Below are 17,469 nucleotides of genomic sequence, written 5' to 3'. Positions count from 1 at the left end.
CTCCCCACGGTCAAGAACAGCGTTGGAATGGCTTGAGTCTAGCGCGCTGGCGCCAGGTCATCTGTCCGGCAGCGCACACTGGACTCACGCCGGGGCAACGAATTCCGCCATGAAGGTGCGCGTCGTCTCTTCCGGAAAGGCAATTGTGACCTGGTCGCCCGCCACCGACAGCACGGTGCCGATATCGAAGCGCGGCACGCGCACTCGGCTGCCGACGGCGATCGGCGGCACGGGCGGCGGCGACGGCGCGGCATCCGCCCGTATGCACGGCCCCGCAGCCTCGTCCAGGTCGATGGGCGTGGCCAGCGCGGGCGGCGCCTGGCAATTGTCGCAAGTGCAGCAGCGCTCGAAGTCGCCCGCATCGCCAAAGTAATCGAGCAGCAGCTTCCAGCGGCAAAAACCGCTTTGCGCATACGCCACCATCTGTTCGAGCGCCTGCCTGTCGCGCTCCTGCTTGTCGACATAGATGCGCGCCAGTTGCGCGTACGTGGGCGAGCCGGCCGATGGCGCTTTCAGGCGGTAGCCGAGCCGGCGGTCCTGGCGCAGCAGCTTGCCATCCTTGAGCAGCTTCAGGCACACCTTCAGGTGGCCATCGGACAACTCGGGCAAGCCCGATGCCAATGCGTCAAAAGCGAACGTGGCCGGCAATTCCCGCGCGACGGCCACGATGGCGGCCAGTTCGTCGGCCGTGGGATAGTGTTTCGCCAGGAAAAATTGCTGCACCCGCTTGTCTTCCTGGAAATACAGCAAGGTGCAGTCGGCGGGCAAGCCGTCGCGCCCGGCCCGGCCCGATTCCTGGTAATACGCTTCCAGGTTGGCCGGCACTTGCAGGTGGATCACGAAGCGCGTGTCGGGCTTGTCGATGCCCATGCCGAAGGCGTTGGTGGCCACCATGATGCGGCGCTCGCCGCCCATGAACAGCGCCTGGTTCTGCTTGCGCTCGCGCGCCGCCAGCTTGCCGTGGTAGCAGGTGACGCTTTCACCGAGGCCCTCCAGCCGTGCCGCCAGATCGACAACGGCCTTGACGGTCGCCGCGTAGACGATGCCCGTGCCGGCCGTCTCGCGCAGCAGGCGCAAGGCCGTATCCTGTTGCTCGCCCGCATTGGTGACCTGGATCACGCCATAGCGCAGATTGGCGCGATAGATGCCCGTGCTGACGACGTGCAGCTTCGGCGCGTCCAGCTGCGCGCGGATGTCGGCCACGACGTCATCGGTGGCCGTGGCCGTCAGCGCCAGCACGGGCGGACGGCCCAGCGCGCGCAGGGCGGCCGCGATCTCCAGGTAGGCGGGACGGAAATCATGGCCCCACTGGGAAATGCAGTGGGCTTCGTCGATCACCACCAGGGACGGCGGCGCGCCGGCCAGCAGGGCCAGGAAGTCGGCCGTCGCCAGGCGTTCCGGCGTGCAAAAGATGATGAGCTTGCCGCCTGCGGCTATGCGGGCGGTGGCCGCATCTTCCTCGGCGCGCGTCAGGCTGCTGTTGAGCTGCACGGCCGTGATGCCCAGCGCCTGCAGCTTGTCCAACTGGTCCTGCATCAGCGAGATCAGCGGCGACACCACGAGGGTTGCGCCCGGCAACAGCGCGGCGGGCAGCTGGTAGCACAGCGACTTGCCGCTGCCGGTGGGCATGATGGCCAGGGTATCGCGCCCGGCCAGCACGCTGTCGATGACTTCCTGCTGGCCCGCGCGCAGCCGTTGCACGCCAAATACCGCGCGCAGCAAGCGCGCGATCTGGCGCGCACGCCGGGGAGCAAGGCTGGCGCTGCCCTTGTCTTTCACTATGGAAGCGGTCGTGGCCATCGTGGTGGGGTCCGTCAAATGCCGGCGCCCGTCGCCAGCTTGCCGCCACTTTACGGCCGGGCCTGGCGCGCCGCCATAGGACAGGCGCCACAGCCGCTGTAGGAATTCACGAAGCGAACAGTATGGCCCAGTACAGCATCAGCAGGCCGGCGATGGACACGCACCACACGAGCGTGCGCACAACGGGCACGCCGAACGCGTACAGGGGCAGGTAGAGCACGCGCGCGGCCAGGTACAGGGCGGCGCCGTACAAGGTCAGTGCGCTTTCCTGCGCCGTGACGTGGGCGATCAGCACGGCGGTGGCGAACAGGGGCAGGGTTTCAAACAGATTGGCCTGGGCCCGCTGCAGGCGGCGCGTGACCTTGCCCACGGGCGGGCCGTCGTCGTCGCGCGCGCCCACATTGTAGGCCGTGCCCGTTTCGCGCGTGCGGAACATCGCCGGCAGCAGGATTTGCACGAGGGCCAGCACCAGGGTACAGCCGAGCATAGTCAGTTCAGGGGTCATGCTTGCCTCTGCAGGGTGAGACTGGCGGCCCGGGAAGGCGCGTGCCCGTCAGGATTGGTCGAGTGCCGCTTGCAACTCCGTCAAGTCATACGGTTTGCGCAGGACGCTGGCGGAAAAGCCCAGTTCATCCATCGATTCCTTGCCATAGCCGGTGGAAAAGATGATGCGCATGTCCGGTTTCTCGCGCAGCACCATGCGTGCCAGTGCGATGCCCGACATGCCGGGCAGGCTGACATCGGTAAACAGGATATCGAAGTCTTGCTCACTTAGCAATTGCCACGCGGCTTCGCCATCGGACACGCCGCTCACCGTATGCCCGAGCATGCCCACCAGCTCGCACACCATCAGTTGCGAATCGAGGTTATCTTCCACCACGAGAATTTTCATCGATGTCGGCATGTCCCCCTGCGGTACCAATGCGTGGCCCGTCAAGTCCAGTCCCGGCGTGCCGGCCTGGCGCGCGCTGGCCATCGGACCGCCGGCCACCGGGGTGCCGGCCAGCTCGAACTGGCGCGCGCGCAATTGCTGCTGGCGGTTGGCCAGCACGTGGCGCAGCTTGCGCGCCAGCTCTTCGCGCCGGTACGGCTTGCTGAGCAATTCCACGCCCGCGTCCAGCCGCCCCTCGTGTACGATGACATCCTGCGCGTAGCCGGACGTAAACAGCACGGCGATATCGGGCTGCAACTCGCGCGCCTGGCGCGCCATCTCCGTGCTGCTGACGGGGCCGGGCATGATCACATCCGTAAACAACAAATCGATTTGCGCGCCGCTGTGCAGCACGGCCAGCGCGCTTTCGCCATCCTCGGCCTTGAGCACCGTATAGCCAAGCGCGCCCAGCATGTCGACCACCGTCGTGCGCACGCCCACATCGTCTTCCACTACCAGCACGGTTTCCGTGCCGCCCGTGACGACGCCGCTCAATTCCAGCTCTTCGTCCGCTTCTGCCATCAGGGAGCGGGGCAAATAGATTTTGACTCCCGTGCCCACGCCAGGTTCACTGTAAATGCGGATATGGCCACGGCTTTGCGTGACGAAACCATAGGCCATCGACAGGCCCAGGCCCGTGCCCGCCCCTTCCGGCTTGGTGGTGAAGAACGGTTCGAACGCGCGCTGCAGCACGGAACCGCTCATGCCATGGCCCGTATCGGTCACCGACAGCATCACATACTGGCCGGCCGGCACGTCGACGAGCTTTTGCACATAGTTTTCATCGAGCACGACATTACCGAGCTCGATGGTCAGCTTGCCCACGCCATCCATGGCGTCGCGCGCATTGATGGCCAGGTTCAGGATGACGTTTTCAATCTGGCTGCGGTCGACCAGGGTATTCCACAGCCCGCCGCCGCCGACGAGCACGATGTCGATGGCTTCGCCCAAGGCGCGCCGCAGCAGCGCATCCATGTTGCGCACGACACGCGCCAGGTCCGCCACCACGGGCTTCAGCGGTTGACGCCGCGCAAACGCCAGCAAGTGCGACGACAGCTTGGCGCCCCGTTCGACGGCGGCAATGGCCGTGTCGAGCCGCTGGCGCATCAGGCCATCGGTACCGGCCAGGTGCGCCAGCAAATGCAAATTCCCGGAAATGATTTGCAGCACATTATTGAAGTCATGCGCGATGCCGCCCGTCAGCTGGCCCACGGCTTCCATCTTTTGCGCCTGGCGCAAGGCGTCTTCCGCCTTGGTGCGCTCGCTCACTTCCTGTTCGACCCGGTGTTCGAGCGTTTCGTTCAATTCATGCAGCGCTTTTTCCACGCGGCGCCGGTCCGTGATGTCCGTCTTGACGGCGATCAGGGAACGCGTGTGCCCCTGCTCGTCGACCAGGCGGCTGACATTGCTCGACACCCACACTTGCGAGCCGTCGGGCTTCAGGTAGCGTTTTTCCAGCGAGAACGACTCGCCCGTTTCCACCAGGCGCTGGAACAGCACATTGTTGCCGGGCACGTCATCGGGATGCAGGATGTCGTTCATGTTCAAGCTCAGCAGTTCTTCGGCCGGGCGGCCCAGCATGCGGCACAGGGCGCCGTTGACGCGCTGGAAGCGGCCATCGAGACCCAGTTCCGACAAGCCCACCGAGGCCTGGCCGAAAATGGCCGCCATGCGCTCCTGGCTGGCAGTGAGCTCATCCTCGATGTGGCGCCGTTCCGTCACGTCGAAGGACACGCCCACATAGCGGCGCTGGCCCGGCACGCGGCCGTCGACCACCTCGCCCTGGCGCGCGATCCAGCGCACTTCGCCGTCGAGCGGACGGCGGATGCGGTACTCCACATATTCAAGGGGATTTTGCGCCAGCTCAAGCTTGCTGGGGCCCACCTTCGTCAAGTCGCGCGCATCGACGAGGCTGACCAGCAGCTGCTGCGTGATTTCCTGCTCGTCCGGTATGCCCCACTGACGGCGGAACGTGGGCGACACCACCATCGCGCCCGTGTCGGGGAACCACTCGAAGGTGCCGATGCCGCCCGCCTGCTGGGCCAGGCGCAAGCGTTCCTCGCCTTCCATGCGCTCGGTGACGTCGATGCCCTCGACGAGGATGCCGCTGACCACGCCATCCGCATCCTTGATCGGCTGATACACGAAATCGACATACCTCTGCCCCGTCCGCCCATCGGCCGTCAGCAAGTCCACCCGCACCTGGCGCCCCTCGTAGGCGACGCCGCTGCGGTAGACCTGGTCCAGCAAGTCGATGAAGCCCTGTCCCTTGACTTCCGGCAGGGCGGTCTCGACGGAATTGCCCAGCAGCTCAAGTTCGCCGCGCCCCACGAGGCGCAGATAATGCTCGTTGGCCAATTCAAACACATGCTGCGGCCCGCGCAGCAAGGCCATGAAGCTGGGCGCCTGCTGGAACAGGGCGCGCAGCAGCGCACGCTCTTCGTCGAGGCGGCGGTTCGCCGCGCGCACGGCTTCGCCCTCGGCTTGCAAGGCGCTGTTGCGTTCGCCAAGTTCGGCCGTGACCAGCTTCAGCTGGCGCCCTTCTTCCATGCGCGCCGTCAGTTCCAGCGCCGTGCACAGCACGCCGTCGACCTGGCCGTCGGCGCCATGCACGGGCGTGTAGAACAGGTCGAAACAAACTTCCACGGGCTGGCCATCGCGCAGCAGCGGCAAGCAGCATTCGCGGTGCACCTGCGTCTCGCCGCGCAGGCCGGCCTGCAGGATGCGCGCATTCCAGTCCCAGATTTCGGGCCAGATGGCCGGCACCGTGCCGCCCAGCGCTGCAGGATGGCGCGCGCCGGCGATCTTGATGTATTCGTCGTTATAAATCATCACATGCCGCGGGCCCCACATCAGCACCATCGCCATCGGCGAATGCAGCACGATGTCCACGCTGGTGCGCAAGTTGGCGGGCCAATCGTCGAGTGCGCCGAGGCCGCTGGCGGACCAGTCGGACTGGCGCACCAGCTCGCCCATGATGCCGCCGCCGCGCGGCCAGGCAGGCATATTCATGAGGCAACCACTTCAGGCTGCACGCAGACGTGGCAGTGGCGCGGGATGCGCACGGTGGCCACAGTGCCCTGCGTGGCGCTCGAGCTCAGCTCGACCGTGCCGCCATGGGCCTTGACGAACATATTCACCGTGTACAGGCCCAGCCCCAGGCCCTGACCCGTCTTGCGCTTCTCGCCTGCCTGCTGAAACGGTTCGAACAGGGTCGGCAGCAAGGCGGCGGCGATGACGCCGCGATTGATCACGCGCAATTCGATGCTGTCGGCGGACCGGCCATCGAGCGCCAGCTGCACCGGCGTGCCCGCCTCGCCATGCGTGATGGCATTGCTGAGCAGATTCGAGATAACCTGCGACAGCAGGCCCGCATCGCATTGCCCGTGCAGCTCGCCCACGCTGCTGATCTCGACGGGCGAAGCCTGGCCGGCCGTGTCGAATTCGTCGACGATGGCGCGCGCCAGCGCCAGGTAATCGTGCATGCTGCTGCGCAATTCCATCGTGCCCGAACGGATGCGCGCCAGGTCCAGCAACTGATCGACCATGCGCGCCATGCGCTTGGCGCTGCTTTCGATGCGCTGTGCCGTGACGATCACTTTCGGGTGGTCGCTCATCATCGGCAACAGCATGGCGCCATTCATCACCACCGACAGCGGCGTGCGCAAATCGTGGCCGAGCACGGCCGTGAACAGTTCATTCAAGTGCAGCGCATGTTTCAGCTCGTCGAGCTGGGCCGACAGTTCGCGTTTCTGCTGGTACAGCTGGACCAGCACGGCCACCTTGCTCTGCAAGGCCTTGACGTCGATCGGCTTGTACAGGAAATCGACGGCGCCCGCTTCGTAGCCGCGGAAACTGTAGCTGGGCTCGCGCGACGCGGCCGTCAGGAAAATCAGCGGGATGCTGCGCGTGCGCTCACTGCCGCGTATCAGCTCGGCCAGCTCGAAGCCATCCATCTGCGGCATCTGCACGTCGATCAGGGCCAGCGCCACTTCATGCGTCAGCAACAGCTCCAGCGCTTGCGCGCCCGACGTAGCTTTCAGGACAACAATACCGGGCCGCGCCAGCACGGCTTCGGCGGCGACCAGGTTTTGCGCGATGTCGTCAACGACGAGGATATGGATAGGTGCGGTCACGGATTAGTCTTCAGGCATCGCAACGGCGGAATGCCATCGTGTTTCTGTATAGAAATTAATATTGTTTCAGTCTTTGCATATATTACACGCACTGTCACGCCCCCATTCAGTTGTCCGTCGCCACGTCGAGCAGCGCCAGGCTGGCCGCCATCTGCGGCAGATCCAGCACGCGGTCGGCGCCGGCCCGCTTGAGCGCCGCGGCCGGCATGATGCCACAACTGGCCAGCGCCGGGTCCTGCACCCAGGCGCTGCCGCCCAGCTGCCGCACGCGCGCCAGGCCGGCCGCGCCATCGGCCGAGGCACCCGTCAGGATGATGGCCAGCATGGCGCGCCGGTACGCCTGGGCGGCCGTCTCCAGCAGGACGTCGATGGACGGGCGCGAAAAATGCACGGGTTCTTCCTGCGACAGCGAAAAGCTGCCGCCGGGCTCGACTTGCAGGTGATAGTCGGGCGGCGCAAAGTACACGACGCCCCCTTGCAGCGGCTCCTTGTCCTGCGCCTCGCGCAAGGGCAGCTGGCAGCGCTGCGCATACAGCTGCGGCAGCTGGCTGGAACGGCCGGGCGCCAGGTGCAGCACCACCACCACGGCGGCGCGGCAGCGGGCGGGCAAGGCGCGCAGCACGGTGCCGAGCGCCTCCACGCCGCCGGCCGAGGCGCCGATGGCGATCAGGCGCAGGCCGGGCGGCGGTGGCGCCACGTCGCAGGTCGGCAGCATGGCGTCAGGCACGCTGGAAGATTTTCTCGGCCGGGCACAGCTCGCGGAAGCTGGCGGCGTGGCGGCTGAAATGCAGGCTTTCCTTCATGCCCAGTCCCAGGAAGCCCCGGTTCACCAGCGCTTCATGGAACAGGCCGAGGGCGCGGTCCTGCAAGTCTTTATTGAAATAAATCATCACGTTACGGCAGGACACCATGTGCACCTCCGAAAAAACGCTGTCCGTCGCCAGGCTGTGGTCGGCGAAGACGAACTGGCGGCGCAGGCGCCGGTCGAAGATGGCGCCCTTGTAGGCCGCCGTGTAATAGTCGGACAGCGAGCGCTTGCCGCCCGCCAGCTGGTAATTTTCGCTGAACTGGGCGATGCGGTCGATCGAATAGATGCCTGCTTCGGCGGCGGCCAGCGCCTCGACATTGATATCGGTCGCATAAATCATGCTGCGCTCCAGCAAGCCTTCCTCTTCCAGCAGGATGGCCAGCGACCACACTTCTTCGCCGCTGCTGCAGCCGGCCACCCAGATCTTGATCGAGGGATAGGTGTGCAGGATGGGCACGACTTTTTCGCGCAGGGCGCGGAAATACGCGGGGTCGCGGAACATCTCGCTGACCTGTACCGTGAAAAACTGCAGCATCTGCGCGAACACCGTCGGCTCATGCAGTATGCGGTCCTGCAATTGCGACAGGCTGGCGCAGCCGAAGCGCTCCATGGCCTGGCGCATGCGCCGGCGCAGCGAGGCCACGGAATAATCGCGGAAATCATGCTGATACCTCAGCAAAATTCCTTCCAGCAACAACTTCAGTTCGATATCGAAAATATCATCATCTAGCAATTTGACATCCACCCTTCTATCCACGCTGCGTGCCCGGCCCCTGCATCGCCGCGCGGGCGCATGGGGCCAGCCGGAATGCTAGCAGATCACCGTGAATTATCCCGCAGGAAAAGGTGGCGTTTAGTACGCTGGCGTACACTCGGACCACTTTTCTCAGGCATCCACGCCCTTCATGCCTTCGTCCGTGTAGCGCGCGCCCGCCGCCATGCCCTGCGGAAAGGCGGCATGCATGGCCGCCAGTTCCGCCCCGTCGAGGCGCACGGCCAGCGCGCCGAGGTTGTCCTGCAGATACGCGATACGCTTGGTGCCGGGAATGGGAATGACGTCGTCCCCCTGCGCCAGCAGCCAGGCCAGCGCCAGCTGGGCCGGCGTGCAGCCTTTGGCGCGCGCCATGTCCTGGACCAGGGCGGCGATGGCCTGGTTGTGCGCCAGGTTGGCGGCGGCGAAGCGGGGATTGAACTGGCGGAAGTCGCCTGCGGCCAGGCTGTCCGCCGCCGTGATCGTGCCTGTCAGGAAACCGCGGCCCAGCGGGCTGTAGGCAAAGAAACTGGCGCCCACGTGGCGGCAGGCGGCCAGCACGCCCAGCTCCGGTTCGCGCGTCCACAGCGAATATTCGCTCTGCACGGCGGCCACAGGGCAGATGGCTGCCGCGCGCAGCAGGGTGGCGGCGCTCACTTCGCACAGGCCCACGGCGCGGATCTTGCCGTCTTGCAGCAATTGCGCCAGCGCGCCCATCGACGCTTCCAGCGGCGTCTCCAGGTTCAGCCGGTGCAGATAGAACAGGTCGATGGCGTCCACGCCCAGGCGCGCCAGCGACGCTTCGCACGCCTGGCGGATGTAGGCGGGCGAATTATCGACGCGGCGCGCGTAGCCGCCCGCCTCGCGCACCAGGCCGCACTTGGTGGCCACCAGGGCCTGCCCGCGCCGGCCCTGCAATAAGCGTCCCAGCAATTGCTCGTTGTGGCCGAAACCGTAGGCGTCGGCCGTGTCGAACAGGGTCACGCCCGCCGCCAGCGCCGCTTCCAGCGTGGCCAGCGATTGCGCCTCGTCCGTGGCGCCATAGAATTCCGACATGCCCATGCAGCCCAGGCCAAGTGCCGAGCTGCTCAAACCGCTATTGCCTATCCGTCGTTGTTGCAGTTGCATCATCATCTCCCTCATATCAATGCAGCCAGTCTGGGCCGTGCCGGGCCAGGAAGGAATGAGCAATTTCGTGATACCTTTAAGGTATGAGAGCCCTCGACACCCATGCCTTGAACCTGTTTTGCGCCGTCGCCCGCTGCCTGAATTTCCGCCAGGCGGCCGAGCAGCTGCACATGACCCAGCCGCCCCTGTCGCGCGCCATCAAGGCGCTGGAAGACAGGCTGGGGGCGCGCCTGTTCGAGCGCGACACGCAGGGCGTGGCCCTGACGGCAGCGGGACGCACGCTGCTGCCGCAGGCGCTGCGCATCCTCGATTTGCTGGATGCGGCGCAAGCGTCGCTGCAGCGCGACGCAGCGCCCGCCCGCCTGCGCCTGGGCCTGACCAGCTCGATGGAAGCGGGCCTGTTCCGCCCCCTGCTGGCGGCGCTGGAACAACAGTTGGGAACTATCCGCCTGGAACTGACGGCGGCGCCGTCGCCGCGCCTGGTGGCCGCCGTGCGCAAGGGCCAGCTCGACGCCGCGCTGCTCGCCCTGCCGAGCGCCACGTTCGACCTGGCCGTGCAGCCGCTGGCGCGCCAGCCCATGATGCTGGCCCTGCCCGCCGGACACCGCCTGGCGAAGAAACGCAGAATCAGCCTGGCCGACATTGCCCATGCCTCCGTCTACTGGTTCGAACGGGCGCGCCAGCCCGCCTTCTTCGACCATTGCCAGCACGTGTTCCGCCGCCACGGCTTCGCGCCCGCCTTCCTGCGCGAGGCGCCCGACCACCATGTGCTGCTGGGCGACGTGGCCGCCGGCAAGGGCATGGCCCTGCTGGCCGACTCGTTTCGCGCGCTGCGCCTGGCTGGCGTGGTCTACCGGCAATTGGCGGAAGGCGAGGAACTGGCGGCTGGCATCGGGCTGGCCTGGCGCCACGATGGCGGCCACGCCGCCCTGCCCCTGCTGCGCCAACTGGCGGCCAGCCACCTGAAAAGGTGACGGCCCGCACGCGGCGGCTCCAGACGCGCTACCATGGCGGCTTCCCCATTTTTCACTGCCACCATCATGACGTTTACCATCAGCGACGCCGCCTACGCCACCGATACCCCCGCAGCCAAGCAAGCCATGTATGCGGACCTGCGCTCGCAGCTGCAAGGCCTGCTGGCGGGCGAGAGCGATTTCATCGCCAATACGGCCAACTTCAGTGCGCTGGTCTTCCACACCATGCCGGGCTTGAACTGGGCCGGCTTCTATTTCCTGAAGGGCGATGAACTGGTGCTGGGGCCGTTCCAGGGCAAGCCGGCCTGCATCCGCATCAAGAAGGGGCGCGGCGTGTGCGGCACCACCGTGGTCGAAGGCAAGTCCATCGTCGTGCACGATGTGCACGCGTTTCCCGGCCATATCGCCTGCGACGTCCATTCGCGCTCGGAACTGGTGGTGCCCGTGTTTGCGCAAGGACACATCATCGGCGTGTTTGACCTCGACAGCCCTTTGACGGGCCGCTTCGACGAGGTCGATGCGCAGGGCGTCGAATCGCTGGTGCGCGTGCTGGAAGCGACCATCGTCGCCGCCTGAACCGGCACCCGGCTACGCGCCGGCCTTGACGGCGATGAATTCGCCCTTGCCCACGCTTGCCAGGCAACTCGTGTAGCGGGTATCGGCGCGGATGCCGTCCAGGAAGTCCGCCATGTCCGCATAATGCGAGCTGGCGTTGTCGACCACCAGCACGCCGCCGGCGGCCAGGGCCCGGTCCAGCTGCGGCCACCATTGCTGGTACAGGCTGCGGGCGGAATCGAGGAAGATCAGATCGTAGGCGCCGTCGGCCGCATCGCGCAGCACCTCGCCCGCATCGGCCAGCAGCTGGCCGATCACGCCCTGCAATTGCGCGCGCTCGAAGTTGGCGCGCGCCATGTCGAACTTGTCCTGCGCCCTTTCCACCGTCACGACGCTGCCGCCCAGCGCCTGCGCCGCCCGCGCCAGCCACAGGGTGGAATAGCCGTTCGAGGTGCCGATTTCCAGCACGCGGCGGGCAGCGCGCGCGTGGATCAGCACGGCCAGCAATTCGCCCGTGTCGCGCGTGATATTGAGCATGCGCCGGCTGCGTTCCGTGTGCGCGGCGTCATTCGCATGGCCGAACGCTTCCAGTTCGCTCAGCAGGGTATCGATGGCATCTTTGCTCGGCATGGTCGCTCCTTGGTAAAAACGCCAGCATAGCAAAAAATCACGCTGCTGCGCGGCGCAGCGGACGTTTCAGGTATTGCACCATCACCACGCCCAGCAGGGTCACGCCACCGCCGATCACGTCATAGCTGTGCAAGGTTTCACCGAGGAACAGCATGGCAATGATGACGGTAAACACGGGCAGCAAGTTCATCAGGGTCGTGGCGCGGCTGGGGCCCAGCTTGGCCAGGCCATGCATCCACAGGAACGGCGCGATGACGGACGCGGGAATGCCGGCGAACAGCACCAGCGGCAAGCCGGCGCCGGTGACGGGCGGCGCCGACTGGCTCAGGTAATACACGAACAGCACGGGCACGGCGCACCACACCTGTATCAGCAAGGAATGCCAGTTATTCAGCGGAATCTTCCAGCGCTTGAGCAGCACGCCGTAGCCGGCATACGACAGGCAGGCCAGCAGCATCAGGCCATCGCCGACGGCCGCGCCATGCGCGATGAGGGCGGCGGGGTCGCCATGGCTGAGCAGGTAGCCGAGCCCCAGCAGCGACACGAGGCCGCCAAACACGCCGCCCACGGTGGCTGCCTCGCCCAGCAGCAGCACCGACAGTCCCACGGCCAGCAAGGGCATCAGCGAGGCCAGGATGCCCATGTTGGTGGCCGTCGTCGTCTGCGCCGCGATATACGCGAGGCACTGGTACATGACCATGCCCAGCATACCCAGCACAAACAGTTTCCCCAAATACGGTTTCACCACGGCCCGCTGCTTCCACACGGCGCGGCCGAACACGAGCGCCAGCAGCACGCCGGCCAGCAGCCAGCGGAAGAAGGAGATGGCGGCCGGATCGATCACGCCGACGGCCATCTTGCTGACGATGGTATTGATGGCCCAGATCAGCACGGCGATCACGGGAAACAGGTAATGCTTGGCTTTCATGCGGCGGACTCCAGAATTCAATGAGCGCCATTTTCGCATGGTCCGATTCCATGGATATAATGAATATCGGACAATCCATGCGAAGAACAGGACAATATGGCCACCAATCTGCATTTCCCCGCCGTTTCCGACACCCTGCCCTATCCCGTGTACTTTCGCCTCGACGATTATCACGCGCACCAGCAGTTCGGTTATCAGACCCATCCGTGGGGCCAGCTCACGTATTGCTCCACGGGCGTGATGGAAATGATGGTGGCGGGCCAGCGCTACCTGTCGCCGCCCCAATATGCCGTATGGATACCGCCCGAGACCCTGCACGACGGCTATATCCGCCAGGATGTGAGCTTTCACTCCGCCTACATCGACGCCAGCCTGTGCGCGCAGCTGCCGGCCCGGCCGTGCGCGCTGGTGCTCAGCCCTTTGCTGAAAGCCATCCTCGGCGACTTTGCCGAGCGCGGCGTCACCACGCCCGCCAGCGCCGCCGACCAGCGCCTGGCGCAGGTGCTGGTCGACCAACTGCGGCTGGCGCCGTGCAGCCGCAATTACCTGCCCAGCAGCGACGAGCCCGTCATCGCTGCGCTGCTGGCCGCCCTGCAGGCGGACCCCGGCAGTAACCGCTCACTGGCCGAGTGGGCCGCGCAATTGCACGTGACCGAGCGCACCCTGGCCCGGCGCTGCCAGCGCGAGCTGGGCATGCCGTTCGGCGAATGGCGCCAGCGGCAGCGCTTCCTGGCGGCGCTGCCGCTGCTGGAACGGGGCGACACGGTGCAGGCGATCGCGCTGGAACTCGGCTATAGCACGGCCTCGGCCTTCATCGCCATGTTTCGCCGCCAGAGCGGCGGCACGCCCGACCAGTTCCGCCGCGGCATGCGCTGAAAAACGTGGACTAAACAGCATGCTTTCCAGGCCATGGATGCTAAAATCTCCACATCTTTCTCCTGAGCAAAAGGATGCGTGCATGAATCCAACCACCGATACGGACAGCGACACTGGCGGCAGCCTGGACGTGCCCGCAGTGCCAGAGACCGTGACGGCGGCGGCGCCCATCCAGCTGGACAAGGAAGAAGCGCCCACCGTACTGGGCAAGCTGCGCACCCTGGTGCAGGAGAAGACGCGCTTCGAACCGCACGACATCACGCCGCTGGGCGAGGAAGACGCGTTGCAGGAATTCTCGCTGCAGGCGAACTATGCGCTCGAGGCGCGCTTCGAGCAGCGCGTCATCAATGGCTATTTCGCGCCGTCGGGCAGCGACTGCCGCTGCGGCCCGCACGAGGTGGGAGCACTCGCTCACGCGCAGGAGAAGGACAGGCTGCGCCGCGCGGCGGGCAAGCTCGACGCTGCCTTGCGCCAGGCCGGCCAGGCCTACGACGGCGTGGCGGCGGGACTGTATCTGCCGCACGCCGTCAAGCACTGGCACCTGGACACGTGCAGCAACTGCCATGGCAAGGGCCGCATCAGCTGCCACACCTGCCACGGCGCGACCACGGAAACGTGCTGGAGCTGCCACGGCGGGCGCACCGTCAGCTGCGACGCCTACGGCTGCTACGGCAGCGGCAAGGTGTCGTGCTCGTATTGCAGCGGCAGCGGCACCGTCTCCGAGCAAGTCACCGATTACATCACGGTGCAAGTGCCCACTACCACCTACAGCAACGGCAGCTCGCACACCAGCTACCACAGCGAAACGCGGCCGCAGTACCGCACCGAATACCGCTCCTGCTACCATTGCAGCTATGGCAAGGTCAGTTGCAGCACCTGCCACGGCGCCGGCAACGTCAATTGCGGCACTTGCCGCGCCAGCGGCAGCGTCACCTGCCGCACCTGCAGCGGCGTGGGCGACTTGCGCTGCAATCCGTGCGACGGCTCTGGCAAGGTGGGCAACGCGGCCTGGGTCGACGTGCACGTGGCGCCCGGCTACAGCGTCAGCCTGCCCAAGCAGGCGCCCGACGATGCGCGCCGCATCCGCGACAAGGAAAGCGTGCACTCGCTGGCGGCGATCGCCAGCAGCGTGGCCCTGGCGAAAGTGAGCATTTACAATGAAGACCAGCCGCAGGAAGTCGACGCCCTGTATGCGGGCAAGCTGCGCATCGTGCGCCTCGATGCCGCGTGCAACGCGGAAAAACACCACCTGGTGGCGTATGGCACGGACCTGCGCTGGCTGACCCTCGACGACATCGTGGAAAAGCTGCTGCGCGGCGACCTCAAGGCGCTCAGCGATGCGCTGGCCGGCAGCGCGGACGACGGCCTGTTCTCGGCCCACGTGCAAGGTTTATTGACGCCGCTGCGCGACGTGGCCGCCTCGGAACTGAATGCGGACGTGATTGAATCGGTGCTCGGCGGCGAGACGGAGCACGCGCATGTCGACGTCGTCTCAAGCGAGTATGCGCAGAATGTGCGCACCTGCGTGCTCGGTGCGCTGCGCCAGGTCTACACGCGGCTGGCCAAGCAATTCTGGTGGAAAAGCGCGCTGGCCGCGCTGGCCGTCGCCATCGCCACCTGGTTCTTCGCCGGGCGCGGCATGGCGGCACTGGCGGGGCTGCTCGTCGCGGGCGCCGGCTACTGGCTGTTCAACCGCAAGGTCAAGGCCGTGCTCAGCGAGGCCCTGGGCGGCGAGCAGCAAGCCGAACGGGCCATGCGCATCGCCGGCAAGGGCCGCCGCAACCAGCTGGCCCAGGTGCTGATACTGGCGCCGGCCAGCCTGGCCGTGCTGGCCGCCAGCTATGGCTTGCCCGTGCGCGTGCCCGCCGCTGCCGCGCCGCAGTCGGCGGCCCTGGCCTCGGCGCCCGTGGCGCCGCACGCGCCGGCCGTCCCGCCGCAGGAAGCCAGCATGCCGAAGGCGCTCAAGCTGTACGACAATGGCGACAAGGTGCAGGCGCTGGCCATGCTCGATAGCCTCGTCGGCAAGGGCGATGCGAATGCGTATGGCCTGTACGGCTGGATGCTGCTGATGGGCGAAGGCCAACCCGGCCCCGCCACCGCGCCGACGGCGCAGCAGCGCCAGGCGCGCCAGGTGGCCGCCAAGCCCCTGGTCGGCAAGGGACTGGTGAAGGGCGACAGCTACGCGCTGGCGGCGAAAGGCGTGATGCTGGCCGAAGGCTGGCAAGAGCCGCGCAACGTACAGCGCGGCATCGACCTGCTGAAACAGGCGGCGCACAAGGGCAATCTGCAAGCCATGCATGTGCTGGGCCTGTACCACGTGCGCGGCCAGCCCATCCCCGTCAACCACAAGGAAGCGCGCAAGTGGTTCACGCTGGCCGCCGACAAGGGCAGCGCCGGCGATATCTACAACCTGGGATTGATGGACTGGGAAGGCGCGGGCCTGAAACGCCCGGACCGCGCCAGCGCCATGCAGCGCTGGAAGATCGCCGCCGCCATGGGCGAGGAGCGCGCGATCAAGGCCGTCGCGCAGGGACAGCCATAGTGGTCGCTTCCGCCGATGCTGGGTGGCGCATAGCAAGAGCGTGCCGCTGGAAATACTCGAGGAACTGAGCGGCTGCGATGACCGCGACCGGGAAGTGGCGCGCGCGGCGCGCTACCACTGGGAACAGAACGGCGGCAGGACCCGCCGTTCTGACGCTTACGCTGCGGCTGCCGCCAGCGCCTGCAGCGCCATCGGATTCGGCGTCGGCTCGCCGATTTTCGTCAGCAGGTTGCGGTCCGTGTGGTGGAACGGTTCGTCCTTGCCGCGGATCAGCATGACCGTGTCTTCGTCATAGCCCCAGCTGCCGTCGGCGTGGATGTCGACCTTGATGCGGTATTCGACGGTCGTGAACGCGTGTTCGAGGAAGGGGTTCGAGCAGATGCCGTAGGCCGTCGACTCGCGCCTGGCGACCAGCTCGAAACTGGTGGCGTCCGCCGTCGTCGTGCCCGATGCCATGGCGATCTGGCCGCGCGGGATGGCCAGGGTCTGGATCACGGCGCCCGTGGCCGGCTCCCACAGCCAGTAGCCCACCTGCTCATGGTAGGTTTTGACCTGGTCCGGCTTGGTGATGTGGATATAGTAGCGCAAGCCATAGAACAGCTGCGGGCCGTTGGTGACGGGATCGATCGGCTGCAGCTCGATGCGCTCGACGAAGGCCTGCTTGCGCGGGCCGTCGGCCTTCGGCTTGACGTCCAGGCCGCGCGTACCCGTCCAGATGCCGGCCATGCCGGTCAGGGGACCGAGGTTGTTCAGGGTATGCACGTCGGCGGACGGCTCGGTATAAATATCGTCGGGAAAATCGCTCATGGGGGAAGTCTTCAAAATGGGGCAACAGTGCTGCCGCCATTGTAAGACCTGCCGCGCCGGCGGCAAAGCGCCGGCCCTCAGGGAAACTGCGCGATGTGGCGTTCGATGAACGCGATCAAGGTGGCGGCCAGCGCGGGGCGCCGCGCCTCGAACACGCTTTCGTCGCGCGCCTGCAGCAGGTTGGCGGCGACGTCGGGCAGCTGCAGCTCGCCGGCGATCAGCGCCGCCACAGCCTCGATATTCGCGTACAGGGCGCTGTCGAAGCCTTCCCAGTCCACGTAGGCCAGCCACTCGGCCAGGCTCACCACGCAAACGACTTCCGGCGCCAGGGCCGCGATGCGCGCGGCGCGCAGCACGCTGTCCGTGCCGATCTGCGCATGCTGCAGGACGGCCAGCGCCACGTGCTGCAGCGCGTCTTCCGGGTCGCGCCGGTATTTCCCCAGCAGGCGCTGCGTCAGCGTGTAGCGCTCGGCGTCGATGGCGCGCAGGGCGGCCGCCACCTCGTAGTCATGCAGTTCTAGATGGCGTGCCGCGCAGGCCGCATCCACGCCGGCCCTGGCGGCGACGATCTCGGTCAACTGCTGCCGGCGCGCCGCATCCATG

General features: G+C 66.4%; 15 protein-coding genes. 4 read left to right on the top strand and 11 right to left on the bottom strand.

Annotated features, from left to right (window positions below; all coding sequences use genetic code 11):
* Positions 1-84: 84 nt before the first annotated feature.
* The 7 genes from YQ44_RS05460 to YQ44_RS05430 all read right to left on the bottom strand — a co-directional run bounded on the left by YQ44_RS05460 (position 85) and on the right by YQ44_RS05430 (position 9,554).
* The gene (locus YQ44_RS05460) at positions 85-1,800 is read right to left on the bottom strand and encodes a RecQ family ATP-dependent DNA helicase (RefSeq protein ID WP_071322516.1); all 1,716 of its coding nucleotides are present in this window, start codon (positions 1,798-1,800) and stop codon (positions 85-87) included.
* Positions 1,801-1,906: 106 nt separating this feature from the next.
* Positions 1,907-2,305, bottom strand: coding sequence for an MAPEG family protein (locus YQ44_RS05455; protein ID WP_071322515.1), 399 nt, complete (start codon positions 2,303-2,305; stop codon positions 1,907-1,909).
* 48 nt (positions 2,306-2,353) lie between these two features.
* Positions 2,354-5,743 (bottom strand): hybrid sensor histidine kinase/response regulator, encoded by a 3,390-nt coding sequence (locus tag YQ44_RS05450; protein ID WP_071322514.1) that lies wholly within the window; start codon positions 5,741-5,743, stop codon positions 2,354-2,356.
* Positions 5,740-6,867: a hybrid sensor histidine kinase/response regulator gene (locus YQ44_RS05445; protein ID WP_071322513.1), complete on the bottom strand. Its 1,128-nt coding sequence runs from the start codon at positions 6,865-6,867 to the stop codon at positions 5,740-5,742. Before YQ44_RS05445 ends, YQ44_RS05450 begins: the two co-directional genes overlap by 4 nt.
* 106 nt (positions 6,868-6,973) lie before the next feature.
* Positions 6,974-7,594 carry a chemotaxis protein CheB gene (locus YQ44_RS05440; RefSeq protein ID WP_232251058.1) on the bottom strand — a complete coding sequence of 207 codons (621 nt, stop codon included), beginning with the start codon at positions 7,592-7,594 and terminating at the stop codon, positions 6,974-6,976.
* Positions 7,587-8,432 (bottom strand): CheR family methyltransferase, encoded by an 846-nt coding sequence (locus YQ44_RS05435; protein WP_198043875.1) that lies wholly within the window; start codon positions 8,430-8,432, stop codon positions 7,587-7,589. Before YQ44_RS05435 ends, YQ44_RS05440 begins: the two co-directional genes overlap by 8 nt.
* 129 nt (positions 8,433-8,561) lie before the next feature.
* Entirely contained in the window at positions 8,562-9,554 is a 993-nt protein-coding gene (locus YQ44_RS05430; protein ID WP_156895009.1) for an aldo/keto reductase, read from the bottom strand.
* A gap of 83 nt (positions 9,555-9,637) precedes the next feature.
* Here YQ44_RS05430 and YQ44_RS05425 point away from each other — a divergent pair, with 83 nt between their 5' ends.
* Entirely contained in the window at positions 9,638-10,528 is an 891-nt protein-coding gene (locus YQ44_RS05425) for a LysR family transcriptional regulator (protein WP_071322511.1), read from the top strand.
* Positions 10,529-10,594: 66 nt separating this feature from the next.
* Entirely contained in the window at positions 10,595-11,104 is a 510-nt protein-coding gene (locus YQ44_RS05420; RefSeq protein WP_071326273.1) for a GAF domain-containing protein, read from the top strand.
* A gap of 12 nt (positions 11,105-11,116) precedes the next feature.
* On the opposite strand, the gene YQ44_RS05415 is transcribed toward YQ44_RS05420, so the two are convergent.
* Together YQ44_RS05415 and YQ44_RS05410 are read right to left on the bottom strand one after the other, a co-directional pair.
* Positions 11,117-11,713 carry an O-methyltransferase gene (locus YQ44_RS05415; RefSeq protein ID WP_071322510.1) on the bottom strand — a complete coding sequence of 199 codons (597 nt, stop codon included), beginning with the start codon at positions 11,711-11,713 and terminating at the stop codon, positions 11,117-11,119.
* A gap of 37 nt (positions 11,714-11,750) precedes the next feature.
* Positions 11,751-12,641: a DMT family transporter gene (locus tag YQ44_RS05410; protein ID WP_071322509.1), complete on the bottom strand. Its 891-nt coding sequence runs from the start codon at positions 12,639-12,641 to the stop codon at positions 11,751-11,753.
* A 96-nt stretch (positions 12,642-12,737) separates the two neighbouring features.
* Here YQ44_RS05410 and YQ44_RS05405 point away from each other — a divergent pair, with 96 nt between their 5' ends.
* Positions 12,738-13,517 (top strand): AraC family transcriptional regulator, encoded by a 780-nt coding sequence (locus YQ44_RS05405; RefSeq protein WP_071322508.1) that lies wholly within the window; start codon positions 12,738-12,740, stop codon positions 13,515-13,517.
* Between the two features lie 82 nt (positions 13,518-13,599).
* Positions 13,600-16,059: a tetratricopeptide repeat protein gene (locus YQ44_RS05400; protein ID WP_071322507.1), complete on the top strand. Its 2,460-nt coding sequence runs from the start codon at positions 13,600-13,602 to the stop codon at positions 16,057-16,059.
* Positions 16,060-16,215: 156 nt separating this feature from the next.
* On the opposite strand, the gene YQ44_RS05395 is transcribed toward YQ44_RS05400, so the two are convergent.
* Complete coding sequence (locus tag YQ44_RS05395; RefSeq protein ID WP_071322506.1) at positions 16,216-16,866, bottom strand: FABP family protein; 651 nt, start codon at positions 16,864-16,866, stop codon at positions 16,216-16,218.
* Between the two features lie 77 nt (positions 16,867-16,943).
* Positions 16,944-17,468, bottom strand: a complete 525-nt coding sequence (locus tag YQ44_RS05390; protein ID WP_071322505.1) for a hypothetical protein — start codon at positions 17,466-17,468, stop codon at positions 16,944-16,946.
* Between the last annotated feature and the right edge of the window lies 1 nt (position 17,469).

It is taken from the genome of Janthinobacterium sp. 1_2014MBL_MicDiv (assembly GCF_001865675.1).
In the GTDB taxonomy this organism is placed as follows: domain Bacteria; phylum Pseudomonadota; class Gammaproteobacteria; order Burkholderiales; family Burkholderiaceae_D; genus Janthinobacterium.
This window is presented reverse-complemented; position numbering and strand designations above follow the sequence as displayed.

Coding starts and splice junctions, on each gene's coding strand:
- YQ44_RS05400 (WP_071322507.1), top strand. CDS start 13,600: ATGAATCCAACCACCGATACGGACAGCGACACTGGCGGCAGCCTGGAC.
- YQ44_RS05430 (WP_156895009.1), bottom strand. CDS start 9,554: ATGCAACTGCAACAACGACGGATAGGCAATAGCGGTTTGAGCAGCTCG.
- YQ44_RS05425 (WP_071322511.1), top strand. CDS start 9,638: ATGAGAGCCCTCGACACCCATGCCTTGAACCTGTTTTGCGCCGTCGCC.
- YQ44_RS05405 (WP_071322508.1), top strand. CDS start 12,738: ATGGCCACCAATCTGCATTTCCCCGCCGTTTCCGACACCCTGCCCTAT.
- YQ44_RS05390 (WP_071322505.1), bottom strand. CDS start 17,468: ATGGATGCGGCGCGCCGGCAGCAGTTGACCGAGATCGTCGCCGCCAGG.
- YQ44_RS05420 (WP_071326273.1), top strand. CDS start 10,595: ATGACGTTTACCATCAGCGACGCCGCCTACGCCACCGATACCCCCGCA.
- YQ44_RS05450 (WP_071322514.1), bottom strand. CDS start 5,743: ATGAATATGCCTGCCTGGCCGCGCGGCGGCGGCATCATGGGCGAGCTG.
- YQ44_RS05395 (WP_071322506.1), bottom strand. CDS start 16,866: ATGAGCGATTTTCCCGACGATATTTATACCGAGCCGTCCGCCGACGTG.
- YQ44_RS05415 (WP_071322510.1), bottom strand. CDS start 11,713: ATGCCGAGCAAAGATGCCATCGATACCCTGCTGAGCGAACTGGAAGCG.
- YQ44_RS05460 (WP_071322516.1), bottom strand. CDS start 1,800: ATGGCCACGACCGCTTCCATAGTGAAAGACAAGGGCAGCGCCAGCCTT.
- YQ44_RS05455 (WP_071322515.1), bottom strand. CDS start 2,305: ATGACCCCTGAACTGACTATGCTCGGCTGTACCCTGGTGCTGGCCCTC.
- YQ44_RS05410 (WP_071322509.1), bottom strand. CDS start 12,641: ATGAAAGCCAAGCATTACCTGTTTCCCGTGATCGCCGTGCTGATCTGG.